At 31.7% G+C, this 17516-nt stretch carries 15 protein-coding genes; 13 read left to right on the top strand and 2 right to left on the bottom strand.

Annotated elements, in window-relative coordinates:
* Positions 1-7 precede the first annotated feature (7 nt).
* Positions 8-1633: a putative polysaccharide biosynthesis protein gene (locus J2Z44_RS14770; RefSeq protein ID WP_021284217.1), complete on the top strand. Its 1626-nt coding sequence runs from the start codon at positions 8-10 to the stop codon at positions 1631-1633.
* 195 nt (positions 1634-1828) lie between these two features.
* Here the strand turns inward: J2Z44_RS14770 and spoVB are convergent, their stop codons facing one another.
* Both spoVB and J2Z44_RS14760 read right to left on the bottom strand, forming a co-directional pair.
* Positions 1829-3328: a stage V sporulation protein B gene (gene spoVB / locus J2Z44_RS14765; protein ID WP_021284218.1), complete on the bottom strand. Its 1500-nt coding sequence runs from the start codon at positions 3326-3328 to the stop codon at positions 1829-1831.
* A gap of 59 nt (positions 3329-3387) precedes the next feature.
* A complete protein-coding gene (locus J2Z44_RS14760; protein ID WP_021284219.1) occupies positions 3388-4503 on the bottom strand; it encodes an aminopeptidase in 1116 nt (371 codons plus the stop codon).
* Positions 4504-4705: 202 nt separating this feature from the next.
* Here J2Z44_RS14760 and J2Z44_RS14755 point away from each other — a divergent pair, with 202 nt between their 5' ends.
* From J2Z44_RS14755 to J2Z44_RS14700, 12 genes are all read left to right on the top strand, one after another.
* Positions 4706-6013, top strand: a complete 1308-nt coding sequence (locus J2Z44_RS14755) for a hypothetical protein (RefSeq protein WP_021284958.1) — start codon at positions 4706-4708, stop codon at positions 6011-6013.
* A gap of 157 nt (positions 6014-6170) precedes the next feature.
* A complete protein-coding gene (locus J2Z44_RS14750; RefSeq protein WP_209649750.1) occupies positions 6171-6878 on the top strand; it encodes a zinc dependent phospholipase C family protein in 708 nt (235 codons plus the stop codon).
* Between the two features lie 59 nt (positions 6879-6937).
* Complete coding sequence (locus J2Z44_RS14745) at positions 6938-7441, top strand: class I SAM-dependent methyltransferase (protein WP_209649748.1); 504 nt, start codon at positions 6938-6940, stop codon at positions 7439-7441.
* Between the two features lie 6 nt (positions 7442-7447).
* Positions 7448-9139, top strand: a complete 1692-nt coding sequence (locus tag J2Z44_RS14740) for a B12-binding domain-containing radical SAM protein (RefSeq protein ID WP_021284962.1) — start codon at positions 7448-7450, stop codon at positions 9137-9139.
* Positions 9140-9636: 497 nt separating this feature from the next.
* Complete coding sequence (locus J2Z44_RS14735) at positions 9637-9963, top strand: hypothetical protein (protein WP_021284963.1); 327 nt, start codon at positions 9637-9639, stop codon at positions 9961-9963.
* Positions 9950-11920 (top strand): V-type ATP synthase subunit I, encoded by a 1971-nt coding sequence (locus tag J2Z44_RS14730; protein ID WP_021284964.1) that lies wholly within the window; start codon positions 9950-9952, stop codon positions 11918-11920. Before J2Z44_RS14735 ends, J2Z44_RS14730 begins: the two co-directional genes overlap by 14 nt.
* A 16-nt stretch (positions 11921-11936) precedes the next feature.
* The gene (locus J2Z44_RS14725) at positions 11937-12410 is read left to right on the top strand and encodes a V-type ATP synthase subunit K (RefSeq protein ID WP_021284965.1); all 474 of its coding nucleotides are present in this window, start codon (positions 11937-11939) and stop codon (positions 12408-12410) included.
* Positions 12411-12427: 17 nt separating this feature from the next.
* Entirely contained in the window at positions 12428-13033 is a 606-nt protein-coding gene (locus tag J2Z44_RS14720) for a V-type ATP synthase subunit E (protein WP_021284966.1), read from the top strand.
* A gap of 14 nt (positions 13034-13047) precedes the next feature.
* Positions 13048-14049 carry a V-type ATP synthase subunit C gene (locus tag J2Z44_RS14715; RefSeq protein WP_021284967.1) on the top strand — a complete coding sequence of 334 codons (1002 nt, stop codon included), beginning with the start codon at positions 13048-13050 and terminating at the stop codon, positions 14047-14049.
* Positions 14042-14350, top strand: coding sequence for a V-type ATP synthase subunit F (locus J2Z44_RS14710; RefSeq protein WP_021284968.1), 309 nt, complete (start codon positions 14042-14044; stop codon positions 14348-14350). Before J2Z44_RS14715 ends, J2Z44_RS14710 begins: the two co-directional genes overlap by 8 nt.
* Positions 14351-14367: 17 nt before the next feature.
* On the top strand, positions 14368-16140 hold the full coding sequence (locus J2Z44_RS14705) for a V-type ATP synthase subunit A (protein ID WP_021284969.1): 1773 nt from the start codon (positions 14368-14370) through the stop codon (positions 16138-16140).
* Positions 16133-17515 carry a V-type ATP synthase subunit B gene (locus J2Z44_RS14700; RefSeq protein WP_021284970.1) on the top strand — a complete coding sequence of 461 codons (1383 nt, stop codon included), beginning with the start codon at positions 16133-16135 and terminating at the stop codon, positions 17513-17515. The genes J2Z44_RS14705 and J2Z44_RS14700 overlap by 8 nt, the downstream gene beginning before the upstream one ends.
* Position 17516 lies beyond the last annotated feature (1 nt).

Below are 17516 nucleotides of genomic sequence, written 5' to 3'. Positions count from 1 at the left end.
GTTTTGTATGGAAGAAGGTTCAAAGCTAACACAGCAGTCAGCGGCCAAGGGCTTTGCTGTGCTTACAGCTTCAATGCTGCTAGTAAAAGTACTATCTCTTTTATACGTACCAGTGTTAAGAGGAATTTTAGGAAAGACTGGACTTGGAGTATATTATTCAGCTTATTCAATTTTTTCTTTTGTGTATGTTCTCGCTAATGCAGGAATTCCAGTAGCTATATCTAAAATGGTTGCTGAATTAGATGCATTAGGAAATTATAAGGATTCTTTAAAAACTTTTAAAATTGCTAGGTCAATGCTAGCAGTTTTTGGATTATTTATTTCCTTGGTTATGTTTATTCTTGCAGGACCACTATCTAGAAACCTAGAAAGTTCAGGGTCAACTCTTGCAATTCAAGCTTTATGTCCTACTATTTTTATTACTGCAGTTTTATGTTCATATAAGGGGTATTTTCAGGGGAAAAGTAATATGACCCCTACAGCAATATCTCAAGTAGTAGAACAAGTGTTTAACATAGTGTTTAGTTTGCTCTTTGCGTATATACTAATTTCCTTTGGGGATAGTTATGGAGCTGCAGGGGGAACTGTTGGAACTACTTTAGGTGCTCTTGCAGCGGCACTATACTTGATTTATGCTTACAACAAAAACAAGAGATTTAATATTCCTAAAGTAAGTAATAACCTTGAGGTTAAGCGACTTTCAAATGAACAAATATTTAATAGAATAGTTGCTTATGCTGTTCCCATAACCATAGGGGTAGCACTTCAAAATTCAGGTATGATTGTAGACTTGAAGATTGTTAAGTCAAGACTATTAGTTGCAGGTTATAGCAGTAACATTGTTGAAGAGCTATGGGGAGTATTAAGTCAGTATAATACTTTAGTATCTGTGCCTATGGCCATCATAGGGTCTTTATCCATATCCATACTAACAATAATATCTAGACACAATGCTATTAAGGATAAAAAAGCACTGAAATCTAGTGTGAATTCTACTTATAGAGTCACATATATGATAGCTGCTCCTTGTGCCTTTGGACTTGCTGCACTTAGTAGTCAAATTCTAACACTTATCGGCTATGATATCCAAGCAGCACCATTGTTTACTTATGGCCCTTTAGTTATAATTTTAACTGGTCTCTCATTAGTACAAACATCAATTTTGCAAGGATTAGGGAAAGTAAAAATGGTTACCGTATACTCCTTAATAGGACTTTTAGGAAAAATAGTTGTAAACTACATTTTTGTTGCCATTCCCTCTGTAAATATTTTGGGAGCAGTGATAGGTAATGGGATAGGATTCTTAATTATGGTTCTGCTTAGTCAAAGACTTATTAATAACACTCTGAAGATTAAAATTAAGTTACTCAAACCAAGTATCAAGCCAATAGTTGCTAGTGTTTCTATGTGGATTGTAACTGCATTAACCTATAAAATATTTTATATGATATTCTCAGTTATTTTATCAGGGTATATGCTAAATGCTATTTGCACCTTAATTTCAGTTGTTGTAGCTGCAATAGTTTATATTGTAGTTTTATTCAGTATTGGCGGGGTAAGAAGAAAGGATTTAAACTCTCTTCCGCAAAAGCTAGTTAGACTTATTCCGCGTAAACTTTTAAGCAAAATTTAACCAGTGGAATAAGAATATATTGACAACACATGGGGTTGACTAAGTGTATATATTAAAATTTAATATTAAAGCTAGTAAGCCATGAAGAATAGAGTAATTTATCTATTCTTCATGGCTTTCATGTTATCAAGTACTTTTATACATTCCTTAAAAGTTCCATAAATTTAACTTTAAGTACTTATTGCTAGTAAAATATTATGATGATTTTCTAACTAAAAAGGTAGAAATAATGAATAGTGAAAACCCGATAGAAATTATAATTATATTTTTTATTAAGAATAAAGTATTTGGAATAATTGAATTAAGAATATTTACAGCAATTACTATTAATACTGTTAAAAAGCTCATTATTAAGAACTCACCTAGAGAAAATCTTAAAGTTACAACCTTTGATATTTCGTACAAATTCATTACAAGACCAATTAAAGCTGAAGCAGCCATTGCAATGCCATATCCCATAATATTAATTGATGGTATTCCTATTAGTATAAATATTAAGACTAATTGTATTAAGGAAGTAATAATTGAGTTTATAAGTATTACCTTTTGTTTACCTAGTCCATTTAGTATTCCATAGCTACATGCTCCTGCATAGAGAAAGGGAGCACTAATTGCTGCATTTTTAATGAATGCACCTAAATCGCTTCTATTAAAAAATAGTTTACCTAAGGAATCTGGAACCAGATAACATACTAATAGAGTTGACACACCAAGTAGAAAACACATTTTTACAACTTCACTTATTCTAGCTTCTACATTAACAAAATCTTTCTGAGTTATGCTCTTAGATATGTCTGGTATTAGCACAGTAGACATAGAAGATACGATAACAATTGGAAAGAACACAATAGCTAAGGCCATGCCGCTAAATTTTCCTATGAGTTCCAGAGCAGCCACATGATCAAAACCTGCTGACATTAATCTTAGTGGAACTAGTAAGGTAGAAACGCTGTGAATTGCCGTAGAAAGAAAGCCATTTACTGCAAGGGGTAATGCAACCACTAAAACATTGAACAGGAGTTGAGCTCGATTTTCACTTTTTTCTCTTGTAGGAATGAATTTTCTCTTGCTTCTCTTAAAAAATATATAAAGAAAAATAAAACTTATAATTTCTCCAATAGTAAAGGAAAAATAAGTTGCTGCTACGGTAGATTTGATATCTTTGAAGGCAAAGTAGCTAATAACACCTACCATTAACGCCATCCTCACTGCTTTTTCCAAGATATCAATTACTGAAGGAGTAATTACCTCAGATACACCATAAAAATATCCTTTATATACAGAGGATAAGGCTATAAAGATTAAAGCAGGACAGATAATCCAAAGAGAATATAAGGAACGACTATCTCTAATTATATAATTACTTATTAAGGGTGAAACCAAGAAAATTATGATAGTAATAGCTGTTGACCAAAGTAGAGTAAAAGCAAAGGTAATACTAACACTTTTATTTAAGTTATTGAAGTGGTTTGTCCCATAATAAGCTGAAGTTTCTTTTGATAAGGCTGCTACTAACCCCCCGCAAACAAGGCAAGTGAATAAGTCATAAATAGGCATAATAAGTCCATATAGGCCAACTCCTTCAGGACCAAGCTGCCTTGATAGAATAATAGAAAACATAAATCTTAAAATACCCATTGCTAAATTTGATATAGTTAAAATAAATGTATCTCTATAAAAAGTATCTTTTCCCATAAAAACCCCCACATAAATGATATATTAATACTTATGTGGGGGTCTTAATTATTATTCTTTTATTTTAAGTTTTCTGGATTTAAGCATTTTAGTTCATCTATAACAAATAAACCATCTTTTCTTATTAAAACATCATCAAAATAAATTTCTCCGCCGCCATATTCTGGTCTTTGGATATAAACTAAGTCCCAGTGAATAGCAGATTTGTTTCCGTTAAAGGCATCATCATAAGAACTTCCTGGTGTGAAGTGAATAGAACCAGCGATTTTCTCATCAAATAATGTATCTTTCATTGGTGTTAATATATAAGGATTTACACCAATTGCGAACTCTCCAACATATCTTGCACCTTCATCTGTATCAAAAATGTTGTTAATTTTTTCAGTATTGTTTGCAGTAGCATTGACAATTTTACCATCTTTAAACTCAAGTCTTATATTTTCATAAGTATAACCTTGATATACTGCAGGAGCATTGTAAGAAAGAACCCCATTAACTGAATCTTTCACAGGAGCAGTATAAACTTCACCATCAGGTATATTAAGTTCACCAGCACACTTAATAGCATTCATTCCCTTAATTGAGAAAGTTAAATCTGTGCCTTCGCCTTTAATATGTACCTTATCAGTTCTTTCCATTAGATTAACTAAGTTATTCATAGCTTCAGACATCTTGCTGTAGTCTAAGTTACATACATTAAAATAGAAGTCTTCGAAGCCTTCAGTACTCATGTTAGCAGATTGAGCCATAGAATAGTTAGGGTATCTTAACACAACCCATCTAGTTTTTGGAACTCTTATTCCACCATGTACAGGAGCCCAAAGATATTTTGAGTATATAGACATTTTTTCTGAAGGTACATCTGATTGCTCAGTAATATTATTTCCAGCTCTAATTCCTATATAAGCATCCATATCAGACATTCTTGCAGCCTCATATTTTGCCATCATTTCCATTTGCTCTTGTGAGCATCCCATTAGTAAAGCTCTGTCAACTTCCTTATCCTTAATAGTTACAAAAGGTAGAGCACCAACAGCATATGCTTGTTTTACTAATTCGGTAACCAATGGTGTTTCTAAGCCAATAGCTTCGATAAGTACTTTTTCTCCAGCTTTTAATTTACAAGAGTAATTAATTAAATTTTTAGCTAGTGTAATAATTCTTGGATCTTTCAAGATAATTCCTCCTTCGTTTTAAACCTACAATACATAGTATATGTATTATACAAATTATCATAACAGGTTATAAGGGATTGGTAAATATTATTATAAAAATTTTCATGTCCATTTTAGTCAAACAAATAATTCTATATTTTATATCTTTAAAATATATATTAAATATATATATAAAATAAGAAAATATATGGTGGGGGATATTATGAAGAAATTAATAGGATGGATAGTGATAATAATATTTTCAATAACGACGGTATTCTTGGTAGGCAAAAATAATAACCAGTATAGTATTAGTTGCACAGATAAAAAGATAGAAGTACAATTGAAGTACAAGGGGTTAGAAAACTCAGTGGATTTTACTAAAGACAATGAAGATAGCTATTACATAGCTTTTAAAGATAAGATTGTAATCATTGAAAAGAATGGGAAGAGTTATGTGGTAATTGAAGATAATAATTTTAATATTTGGAGCATTGAGTATTTTAATAACAAACTATATATTGCTACAAATGATAAGGTTATTTCTTATGATCTTAAAAGTAAGCAAATAGATACTTGTATAGAGAACATTCCAAACTATGGAGATTTTCCTAGAATGTTAATGAAGATAAAGGGAGAGTACCTTTTTGTTACAGTGGGATCAGCTACAAACTCTGGAGTTGTAGGTCCAGATAATACATGGCTTTCTAACTATCCTAATCATCATGACTATACAGCAAAAAAAATAACCTTAAAAGGATTAAGTTTTGGAGAAAATAATAATGGAGCTTTTGTACCTAATGGCATTCAAAATATAAAAGGACAAATTATTGAAGGGAACAGCATTGGAAATTCTACAATACTTATATATAATTTAACAACTAAAGCTTATGAGACCTTTGCTTGGGGGATAAGAAATATAAATGGAATAGATTTTTCTAGTGAAGGAAAGATTTATGCAACTGTTGGGGGAATGGAGAATAGAGGTTTAAGACCTGTTATTAATGATTCAGATTATATATATGAAGTAAAAAAGGGTGTTTGGCATGGATTCCCTGACTTTACTGGTGGTGATCCTATAAACTCTCCAAGGTTCGGAGATCAGCAGGGGAAAGTTAATGATTTTCTTTTAGAGAAGCACCCTGGAAGTAATCCACCTGCACCCATTTACCAACATAATGAGGTAACATCACTGGGAGCGTTTTGTATTGATGCTAAAGGAGCTCTGTCAAATAAAGATACTATGTTTTTTTACGATAAGATTTGTAATGAGATTTTGTCCTTAAATATGAAAGAGAGACCTAAAAGTTTAGTTCAATTAGGATCTAAAAGTAGTATCGCAAATATGAAAATGGTAGATGATAAACTAGTAATTTTAGAAAATAATGCGGGTATTTTATACACAATGAAGTTAAATGAAAATAAGGATTCCGCATATATGAAAAATAATTTATATATAAGTTTACTAGTTGTAACTTTGACATCCATAGTTTCAATAATATTATTATTACTAAGAAGAAAATATAAATAAAATTATTATTAAAACTAAATACTAGTAACATGGATTTTATTAGAGTTAAATCTTATTTTTAATTGGTTATATAATTTTAATAAAGGCTTATAATAACATAAATTAATTTACACATTAATTATAAAAATCCAAATACTTTAAAACTGAAGGTGAAATTATGAAAAAGCGAATAGAAAACACTTACAGTAATACTATGAAAGTTGTACTTTACATGGTGAATCCTATAAAGAAAAAAGTGAAAAGAACAGATTGTGTAGTGCATAAATTTATCAATTTAGAAGCCTTAGATATGCTGAAGAGTGATGGATACGTGGAGGAATATGAATTTTTCAAGAAATATGAGGAAGCTTTGAATAAGGGTGTGGTATGGGCTGATTCAGATTTTAAAAGTACAAATCATTTTTACCATCATGAGGAAGGGGGAGGTCTTTATGGATTTTCTAATGCTTCTGATGAGTGTATGAAGTACTATAAAACTGCCATATGCTACGCTAAAAATAAGGAATATGAGAAGTCTATGTTTTTTCTAGGAGCTGCATGCCATTTAATTCAGGATGCTACTGTACCAGCCCATGCTAAGAGAAAATTGCGAAATCACAAAGGCTTTGAAACCTATGTAATCAGTGAGGTTACAAAAGGATTTAGACATCATGTTAGACATGGGATAATTAAGTTCAATAGTCCAGTAGAATATATTACTGAAAACACTAAGTATGCAGTATGCATAGAGAGAAGATTTCAAAATCTAAAAAATAAAGAAGAAAGATTTAGTAAAATAACTGACAAGATACTGTTAAGAGCAAATCAGACTACTTCTGGATTTCTTTTGATGTTTTATGAAAATTATAGAAAATTATATAGTTAAGAAGGATTTTAAACCTCTTTGGAGAAATATATGGTAAAATATTCCAAAGAGGTGAAATTATGAACAATATTTTTGTTAGTTTAGAAAAAGAAGTGTTTAGAGGCAATATTTTAGATGTGGGATTAGATAATAATGGAGTTATTTATAATGTTTATAAATACTATGATGAGGATTTAGATGTAGATTACCTAGAAGGACGGGAAAATACAGGAAGTATGAAAAGCGATTATTATGATTCTTGTATATTATTTTTTTCCTTGCATAACATAGTCAATGGTAGAGAAAAAAAGAAATTATTTGAGCATATTAGTGATTGCTTAAGAAATAATGGATATGTATATATTTGGGATATAGACAAAAAACCCCTTCAAACTTTTAGAGGAAATATAAAAGTGTCTCTACCAGATAAGACTTTAAAAGATTTTAAAATTAATTGTTTAAACCCCTTTACAAACAATTCAAAAGAAAAAATAATAAATGTATTGAAAGAGTTTTTCGAGGTTTTAGATATAAAACACTCTGATAACATCTTCAGTATAGTTTGCAAAAAGAGAGGAATTTAAAAAGATATGAAAGTAGTTTTAGTTGGTGTTAACTCCAAATTCGTTCACAGTAATTTAGCAATCAGGTACTTAGAGGCTTATACAAGACAGTTAGACTATAGTTGTGAATTGATGGAGTTTTCAATTAATGATAGACCTGAGAGAGTTGTTGAGGATATTTTAGCTGAAAAACCTAGTTTTCTAGGTTTTTCATGTTATATCTGGAATGTAGAGTTCATTAATAGAATAACTACACTAATCAGATTAATTAATCCTAAGATAGAAATTTTTTATGGTGGGCCAGAGCCTAGTTTTGATGCAGAGAAGTTTTTAGAAAGAAATTCAGGTGAGTATGTAATTGAGGGGGAAGGAGAGGACACCTACAAAGAATTAATTCAACATAAAATAATTGAGTATGTACATAAAGAAAATGTAGATTTTACGCGAATAAAAGGACTATACACTAGGAAAAATAATAAAGTGTTCTATGGTGGGAAAAGGCAGTTAATAGATATGAATAAAATTATTTTTCCATATAATGAACAGGATGATTTAAGCAATAAAATTGTATATTATGAGGGGTCAAGGGGATGCCCTTTTAATTGTAAGTATTGCTTATCTTCTACTACTCATGGGGTCCGTTTCTTAGAAATTGAGAGAGTTAAAGAGGATTTAAGGTTCTTTATAAAAAAAGGAGTAAGGTTAGTAAAATTTGTGGATAGAACTTTTAATTGTAATAAAAAGTTTGCAAATGAGATTTGGAGCTTCTTAATAAAAGAAGGAGGAGATTGCAGTTTTCATTTCGAAATTTCAGCTGACCTTTTAAATGAAGAATCATTACAAATTCTAGCAGCTGCTAAGCCAAATACCATTCAATTTGAAATAGGAGTCCAAAGCACTAATGAACAAGTACTAAAGAATATTAATAGACATATTGATTTTTCAGACATAAAGAAAGAAGTAGAGGAACTGAAAAAACTTAAAAATATTAAACAACATTTAGATTTAATAGCAGGGCTTCCAGGAGAGGATTTTCAGTCCTTTAAAAACTCCTTTAATCAAGTTTATGAAGTGAAGCCAGATGAGCTTCAGTTGGGATTTTTAAAGCTTATAAAAGGTTCTTCTATGAGGGAAGAAGCTGCTGAATGGGGAATGGTTGCATCACCTTACCCTCCTTATGAAATTTTAAAAACAAAAGATATTTCCTATGATGAACTTATAATTTTAAAGAAAGTAGAACATGTGGTGGACAAATATCTAAATAGCGGTAAATTTAGCAACATCTTAAATTGCTTCATTGGTTCTAAGAAGTTTGAAACATCCTTTGATTTTTACTACGAATTATCTAAGTTCTTTGAAAAACAAGGTTATTTTAAGAGAAATATTTCTTCAGCAGATTATTATAAGGTATTTATAGAGTTTAATGAAAGCAATAACATAGAAAATAGCGATTTTATAAAGGATATTGTTAAGTTTGACTACCTAAGATTTAATAAAAAGAAGGGTATTCCTATATTCTTAGAAAACAAGATTGAAAAAAATGAGGAAAGAGTTATTAAGGAAAGGTTACTTGAAAGTGGGAGAGTAAAAAAATTAAATGATTATGTGGTACATAAGTTTAATTTTAATATAAAAGCTTTTATAAATGAAGGTAAGATTGTACAAGAAAATTTTTATATTGCCTTTTCAAATATTGATAATTCATATATATTTATTTAAATAACAAATTATTTAGCTTTAAACATTTATTTAGTGCAAAAGTATTTAGGGAATCAAGAATACAAGCGATTGATTCCCTAAATATTAGAAGGAATGAGGGCTAAACTTATAATTTGATGTTTTCTATATTTCATTGGTCTATAAGTGACTAAATAAAATCAAAGTTATACTAAGTATTCATTGAATTTAAAAAAATAAAAAAATATAAAAAATACCAATGTAAATAAACGTGTTTAACAAAATATTCTTAGTAATTATTTCAGTTGGACAAATTGTGTAAGTGAAGTTAAAATGTAAATAATTTGTGAACATAAAAGTTAAATATAATGATAAGTTTTCAGAAAAGTTACAATGTTGAAATAAGTTTAACAATTTGATATAATAGTGAAAAACATAACATAACACTTTAAAAAGTTAGCACAATGGTGTAATATGGTATTGCATACTATATTATTATACCTACTATCAATATATAACATACTAAAGGTGGTGATATCTTGGCTACAGAAGCAATTAGTAAAATCAAGGAAGCAGAAAATACTGCAGCAGCTATTCTAGAAAAGGCAATAGAAAGCAGTAAAAGTGTTATAAAAAATGCAGAAATTCAAGGGGAAAGCCAATATGATTCTCTAGTGAATAAAGCAGAGGAGGAAGCAAAAACTATTAAGGAAAATGCTACTCTAGAAGGAAGAGTTAAAACAGAACCGATTATAAGATTGGGGGATGAGCAAATTAGTAAAATAATAAATATTGACCAGGATAAGTTTAATTCAGCTGTAAATTTAGTAATTGAGAGGATAGTGAATTTCAATGGCAATAGTTAAGATGAATAAATTTACGCTTTTAGCCTTTGAATCACAAAAGTATTCTTTGCTCGAAAAGTTACAAAACTTTGAAAATGTAGAGTTTGCATATCTTTTAGATGATGAAGAAACTAGTTTTAACGAACTAAAAAGAAATAGTGAGAGCATAGAAATATCTGAAATCGAAGGTGAGTTATCAAAAATTAAGTTTGGAATAGATCTTTTAAGCGAGTATAGTACTAAAGTTGGTATGATAAAAAGCTTGAAAGAGGGAAAAAAAGACGTTTCCTATGAAACACTATCAGAGATGGTTTCAAAGTCTAATTGGAGAGATATTTATGCCCAATTAAAGGAGAAAGAAAATCTTATTAATAAGAACAAAAGTGAAATATCTAAACTTCTTAGCAATATTGAAGAACTTCTACCTTGGGCGAATTTAGATACACCGCTCCTTGGACTTAACAGTTTAAAATCATCAATAAGTTTTTTAGGAGTTATTCCTCAAGTGTTTATGGAATCAGTGAGAAACGAGCTACATGAAAGTTTTCAGGGATACTATGCAGAAGTAATTAGTGAAAATACTAGAGAAGCTAATTTACTCATGATTTTCCATAAAGAAGAAGAAGAGTTAGCAAATGCGTTACTAAAAAAGTATTCTTTTAGCAAGGCTTCCTTAAATTATGAGGGAGTTCCAAAAGAGATTATTAAAGGTTATAAAGAAAAAATTGATGAATTAAAGCAATCTAATAATACAGTTACTGGTGAAATTAAAAATTATGCAATACACTTAGAAGAATTTAAAATGGTATATGAATACTACGAAAATAAGTTAATTAGACTTAAATCCATGGAAAAATTCCTGAAAAGTGACAAAATTATTGCTATGGAAGGACATTATCCAAGTAAAAGCCATGATAAGTTCATGGAGGTTTTACATCACACTCTTGGTGAGGACTATTATATTGAATTTTCCGAAGCAGAAGGTGACGATGCTCCAACCTTGCTAGAAAATAACAGTGTGTTTTCAGCTTTTGAGCCTATAACTGCCATGTATAGCATACCAAGGTATAAAGAAATAGATCCCACACCATTATTCGCACCATTTTATATTCTGTTTTTCGGAATGATGTTATCTGATGCTGGGTATGGAATCTTAATGTTATTAGCTACAGGTTTTGCATTATCAAGATTCAATTTGGATAAAGATATGAGAAAAACTGTTAAGATGTTTCTTTATTTAAGTGTATCCACAATTGTTTGGGGTGTGCTCTATGGAAGTTATTTTGGAGGAGCAATTAAGATACCACCAGTTTGGATGACTCCTGAGAGTGATGTAGGTTTATTAATGCTTGTATCTATAGCTATGGGATTAATTCAAATATTTGTTGGATTAGGAATTAAAGCTTATATACTTATTAGAGATGGAAAACCACTAGCAGCATTCCTAGATGCGGGGCTTTGGTATTTCACATTAACTGGGTCGATTATATGGGCTGTTAGTGCACTAGGTTCAGGAGAGTCTCTTAATCTTAGCCCACAGATAGTAAGAGTTGCAGGGATTATTACTGTAATTTCAATGATTCTTATTATACTTACCCATGGAAGGGGAGAAAAATCCATTGGGGCAAAACTAGGAACTGGTTTCTACTCTTTATATGGAATTACAGGTTATGTAGGAGACTTAGTATCTTATACTAGACTTGCTGCCTTAGGACTAGCAACAGGCTTTATAGGATCAGCCTTTAACATTATGGTAGGTATGTTAGGGAAATCAATTTTTGCAATAATATTTGCAGTTATCATTTTCACTTTCGGACATATCTTTAACTTATTAATTAATGCTTTAGGTTCATATGTTCATACAAGTAGATTACAGTATCTTGAATACTTTGGTAAGTTTTATGAGGGTGGAGGTAAAGCCTTTGAACCACTTAAATTTACTTCAAAGTACTATAATATTTCAAAAAATAACAAATAATGAGGAGGAATAAATTATGTTACAATTATTCACAGAATTTGGAGGGATTTTCCTAGGAGCATTAGGAGTTGCACTTGCTGCAGCAATGCCTGGAATTGGATCAGCTAGAGGTGTTGGTATGGTTGGTGAAGCTGCTTCGGGACTTTTAACAGAGGAACCAGAAAAATTTGGTAAGGCATTAATTCTTCAGTTATTACCTGGTACACAAGGTCTATATGGTTTCGTTATAGCACTGTTAGTTTCATTACAATTATCAGCTGATATGAGCCTTGCTAATGGAGCGTATTTATTAATTGCATGTTTACCAATAGCTTTTGCAGGCTGGAAATCTGCTATTTCGCAGGCAAGAACCGCAGCTTCTGCAGTGCAAATTCTTGCAAAGAGACCAGAGCACAATACAAAGGGTATTATATTAACAGTAATGGTTGAGACATATGCTTTATTAGGTTTCGTTATGTCATTACTACTAGTAACTAGTGCTAACTTTTAATTAAGGGTGTGAAGTACATGTCTAATTTAGAAAACTTAACTTCTAAGATAATTAAAGATGCTGAATTTAAAGCAGATAGTATATTAAAGGAAGCTCAAAACAAAGAAGCAGAAATAATAAGTAAAAAAGTTGAAGCCGCAAGTAAGGTTACTTCGATAATTCTTGAAAGTGCAACTTTAGAGGCAAAAGCCATTATTGATAGAGCTATATCTAAAGCAGAGCTAGAGGTAAGAAATAAAAAACTTTTAGCAAAGCAGGAGGTAATGGATAAGGTTTTTAAGGAAGCAGAACATAGGCTATCTAAGATTAATCTAGAGGTGTTTCAACAATATGTAAAAACTTCCATATTGTCTTTGGATATAGATGGAGATGAAAAAATAATCATGTCCATTGATGACAAAGCTAAACTTCCACAGAACTTTTTAGAGGAGTTAAACAATATGCTAATTGCTAATGGCAAAATAGGTAACATAGAGTTTAGCGATGAGACTAGGGATTTAAATGGTGGATATATTTTAACTAAAGGTGGAATTGAAATAAATAACTCTTTTAAGTCAATGATTTCCTCCTTCAGAGATGAACTTGAATATGGGGTAAATAAAATTTTATTTGATGGAAACTAAGGAGGTTTAACAAAATGGACAGAATGGATTTTACCCATGCTGTAGCTCGATTAAGAGTTATTGAAAAAAGACTCCTTGATAAAGTTAAGATAGAAAGATTATTAGAAGGTGAAACCCCAGAAGAAGTTCTTAAAATCCTTCAAGAAACTGAGTACGGGGAAAGCCTTAGCGATGTTAATAATGTGCATAGTTATGAAGATATGCTGAGGGAACAATTAAAAAACTTATATTCAAATATGTATAAGCTAACACCTGATAAATCTATTGTAGATATTATGAGTCTAAGATATGATTACCATAATATTAAAGTTTTAGAAAAGGGAAAATTAGGAGGCAGGGATTTTACCAGTCTTTTAATTCCTATTGGGACAGTTTCCGTTGAGAACTTAAAAACAATGGTGCTTTCAGGGGAAATAAAAGATTTACCTCCATTGATGAGAGAAGCCATTAAAAAGGTAGAGGAAGACTTTTCACAAAGTAAGGATCCACAGAATGTGGACATTATATTAGATAAATATATGTATAAACACATTCTACAGAGTGCTCTAGATACTGAAATAGAATTTATTATCAATTATGTTAAATCTTCAATTGATATAGCAAATATTAAGTCTATGTTAAGAGTAAAGAAACAAAATAAAGATAGTAAATTTCTTGAGAATATATTAATTCCTGAAGGAAACATAGAAAAATCTATATTTATATATGGAATTAATGATACTTTAGAAAATTTTATTAATAGTATTTCCAAGTCTTCTTATACGAAAATATTAACATCAATTTTAGAGGAATATAACAGTACAGGTAACTTTTCTTCTATAGAAGTTCTTTTTGATAATTATATAATTGATAAAGCTAAAGATGCAAAAAGAATTAACTTTGGACCAGAGCCAATAGTCTCTTATATCTTAGCCAAGGAGAATGAAATTAAAATCATAAGGATTATAATGGTTGGAAAGATAAATAATGTTCCAACAGAAGTAATCAAAGAAAGGTTGCGTGACATATATGCATAAGGTAGGAGTAGTAGGCGATAAGGACTCAATTTTAGCCTTCAAAGCAATCGGCATAGATGTTTTTCCTGTAATTGAAGTTGAGGAAGCAAGAAAGAGAATCGATAGAATGGCCTTTGAAAATTATGCTGTAATTTTTGTAACAGAACAACTTGCTCAACATTTAGAAGAAACTATTCAAAGATATAATACAAAAATGATTCCTGCAATCATTTTAATACCAAGTAATCAAGGAAGTTTAAATATAGGAAAGAAAAGAATTAGTGATAATGTTGAGAAGGCTGTAGGTGTTAATATTTTATAGAAAGGCAGGTAAGAAACTTGAAGATAGGTAAAATAGTAAAAGTTTCAGGTCCTTTAGTTGTTGCTAAGGACATGGACGAAGCTAATATATATGACGTTGTTAAAGTTGGAGAAAGAGGTCTTATTGGTGAAATAATCGAGATGAGAGGAGATAGAGCCTCAATTCAAGTATATGAAGAAACCACTGGACTAGGTCCAGGTGCTCCTGTAGAAACTACAGGCGAACCCCTAAGTGTAGAACTCGGACCAGGACTTATGGAAGCCATGTTTGATGGAATACAAAGACCTCTTAATGCTATAAGGGATAAGGCTGGAAACTTTTTAACAAAGGGTGTAAGTGTTTTTCCTTTAGATAGAGAAAAATTATGGGATTTTGTGCCTACTGTAAAAGAAGGTGACAAAGTATCCGGCGGCTATACCATAGGAACAGTTAAAGAAACTTCTATAATTACACAAAAAATTATGGTTCCTAATAGCATAGAAGGAATAGTAAGAACTATTAAAGGTGGAACTTTTACAGTTGATACTGTAGTTTGTGAAGTAGAAACAACTAGCGGGATAAAAGAGCTAACTTTAATGCAAAAATGGCCCGTTAGAAGAGGAAGACCTTATAAACAAAAGTTAAATCCAGCTGAACCACTAACTACTGGCCAAAGAGTAATAGATACATTTTTCCCAGTAACTAAAGGTGGAACAGCTTGTGTTCCTGGTCCTTTCGGAAGTGGTAAAACTGTAGTTCAGCATCAGTTAGCTAAATGGGGAGATGCTGAAATAGTAGTTTATGTTGGTTGTGGTGAACGTGGTAATGAGATGACAGACGTACTTAATGAGTTCCCGGAATTAAAAGACCCTAAAACCGGTGAATCTCTAATGAAGAGGACTGTACTTATTGCAAATACATCAAACATGCCTGTTGCAGCAAGAGAAGCTTCCATTTATACCGGAATAACTATTGCAGAATATTTTAGAGACATGGGGTACTCTGTAGCTATTATGGCAGACTCTACATCAAGATGGGCTGAAGCTTTAAGAGAAATGTCTGGTAGACTTGAGGAGATGCCTGGTGATGAAGGATATCCTGCATACTTAGGATCAAGAGCTGCTGAATTTTATGAGAGGGCTGGGAAAGTAGTATGTTTAAGTGAGGATGAAAGAGAAGGTGCACTAACTGTAATCGGTGCAGTTTCACCACCAGGAGGAGACCTCTCAGAGCCTGTTACTCAAGCAACCCTTAGAATAGTTAAAGTATTCTGGGGTCTTGATGCGAACTTAGCTTATAGAAGACATTTTCCAGCAATTAATTGGCTAAACTCTTACTCCTTATATCTAGAAAAAATAGGCACTTGGATGAATGAGAACGTAGCTAAGGATTGGACTGAGTTAAGAATTGAAGCTATGGCATTGTTACAAGAAGAGGCAAACCTTGAAGAAATCGTTCGTTTAGTTGGAATAGATGCTTTATCAGAAGCAGATAGATTAAAATTAGAAGCGGCAAAATCTATAAGGGAAGATTATCTTCAACAAAATGCTTTCCATGAGGTTGATACTTATGCTTCTTTAGATAAACAATATAAAATGCTTAAACTAGTTATTAATTTCTTTAAACAAGGTGTAAAAGCACTAGATAATGGTGTTTATTTAGACAAGATTTTAGCTCTTCCACTAAGGGATAAAATTGCAAGAGCTAAATATATAGATGAGAGCGGAATAAGTAAAATAGACGAAATCCAAGAAGAATTAGAAAGAGAAATCCAAAGATTAATAACAGAAGGAGGTGTAGCTGATGTTTAAGGAATACAGAACAGTTTCAGAAGTAGTTGGGCCTTTGATGGTAGTTGAAAAAGTTAAGGACGTAACCTATGATGAATTAGTTGAGATTGAGCTTCAAACTGGTGAAAAAAGAAGAGGAAGAGTACTTGAAATAAGCGAAGATAAAGCCATGGTTCAGCTTTTTGAAGGCTCTGCAGGTATAAATCTAAAAGGAAGTAAGGCTACCTTCCTTGGAAGACCTCTTGAGCTAGGAGTTTCAGAGGATATGTTAGGAAGAGTATTTGATGGACTTGGAAGACCTAAAGATGGAGGTCCTAAAATTATTCCTGAGACAAGAATGGATATTAGCGGAGAACCAATAAATCCAGTTGCAAGAAACTATCCATCAGAATTTATCCAAACTGGTATTTCTGCGATAGATGGACTTAATACTTTGGTTAGAGGGCAAAAGCTCCCAGTATTTTCTGGTTCAGGATTACCTCATGCTGAGCTAGCAGCACAAATTGCAAGGCAGGCAAGAGTTCTAAATTCTGATTCAAAGTTTGCTGTTGTTTTTGCAGCTATAGGCATTACTTTTGAAGAGGCTCAATTTTTCGTAGATGACTTTACTAAAACAGGGGCTATAGATAGAACTGTATTATTTATGAACTTAGCAAATGACCCTGCCATAGAAAGAATAGCTACACCTAGAATGGCCTTAACTACTGCTGAATACTTGGCATATGAAAAAGGTATGCACGTTCTTGTTATAATGACAGATATAACAAATTATTGTGAGGCACTTCGTGAAGTTTCAGCAGCAAGAAAGGAAGTTCCAGGAAGAAGAGGATATCCAGGGTACTTATATACTGACCTAGCAATGTTATATGAAAGAGCTGGAAGGATTAAAGATACTCCAGGTTCTATAACACAAATTCCAATACTAACAATGCCAGAGGATGATAAGACACACCCAATTCCTGACCTTACTGGATATATTACAGAGGGACAAATAATATTAAGTAGAGAATTGTATAAAAAGGGCATAATGCCTCCAATTGATGTACTACCATCTCTATCAAGATTAAAAGATAAGGGTATTGGAAAAAATAAAACAAGAGAAGATCATGCAGATACTATGAACCAGCTTTTTGCTGCTTATGCACAAGGTAAACAAGCAAAAGAGTTAGCAGTTATCCTTGGCGAATCTGCACTTTCTGATACTGATAAGCAATATGCTAAATTTGCTGAAGCCTTTGAAAAAAAATATGTATCACAAGGCTTCACATCTAATAGAACAATTGAAGAAACTTTAAATTTAGGCTGGGAATTACTAACCATATTACCAAAATCAGAGCTTAAGAGAATTAGGGATGAGTATTTAGAGAAGTATTTACCTCAAAGAGGGGATGAGTAAT

Origin of the sequence: Clostridium punense, assembly GCF_017874425.1 — a bacterium.
Taxonomy (GTDB): domain Bacteria; phylum Bacillota; class Clostridia; order Clostridiales; family Clostridiaceae; genus Clostridium_J; species Clostridium_J punense.
This window is presented reverse-complemented; position numbering and strand designations above follow the sequence as displayed.

Excerpts from the sequence above, each read along its gene's own strand:
- J2Z44_RS14770 (WP_021284217.1), top strand. The coding sequence starts at position 8 with ATGGAAGAAGGTTCAAAGCTAACACAGCAGTCAGCGGCCAAGGGCTTT.
- J2Z44_RS14725 (WP_021284965.1), top strand. The coding sequence starts at position 11,937 with ATGTTACAATTATTCACAGAATTTGGAGGGATTTTCCTAGGAGCATTA.
- J2Z44_RS14710 (WP_021284968.1), top strand. The coding sequence starts at position 14,042 with ATGCATAAGGTAGGAGTAGTAGGCGATAAGGACTCAATTTTAGCCTTC.
- J2Z44_RS14720 (WP_021284966.1), top strand. The coding sequence starts at position 12,428 with ATGTCTAATTTAGAAAACTTAACTTCTAAGATAATTAAAGATGCTGAA.
- J2Z44_RS14750 (WP_209649750.1), top strand. The coding sequence starts at position 6,171 with ATGAAAAAGCGAATAGAAAACACTTACAGTAATACTATGAAAGTTGTA.
- spoVB (WP_021284218.1), bottom strand. The coding sequence starts at position 3,328 with ATGGGAAAAGATACTTTTTATAGAGATACATTTATTTTAACTATATCA.
- J2Z44_RS14740 (WP_021284962.1), top strand. The coding sequence starts at position 7,448 with ATGAAAGTAGTTTTAGTTGGTGTTAACTCCAAATTCGTTCACAGTAAT.
- J2Z44_RS14730 (WP_021284964.1), top strand. The coding sequence starts at position 9,950 with ATGGCAATAGTTAAGATGAATAAATTTACGCTTTTAGCCTTTGAATCA.
- J2Z44_RS14745 (WP_209649748.1), top strand. The coding sequence starts at position 6,938 with ATGAACAATATTTTTGTTAGTTTAGAAAAAGAAGTGTTTAGAGGCAAT.
- J2Z44_RS14715 (WP_021284967.1), top strand. The coding sequence starts at position 13,048 with ATGGACAGAATGGATTTTACCCATGCTGTAGCTCGATTAAGAGTTATT.
- J2Z44_RS14755 (WP_021284958.1), top strand. The coding sequence starts at position 4,706 with ATGAAGAAATTAATAGGATGGATAGTGATAATAATATTTTCAATAACG.
- J2Z44_RS14700 (WP_021284970.1), top strand. The coding sequence starts at position 16,133 with ATGTTTAAGGAATACAGAACAGTTTCAGAAGTAGTTGGGCCTTTGATG.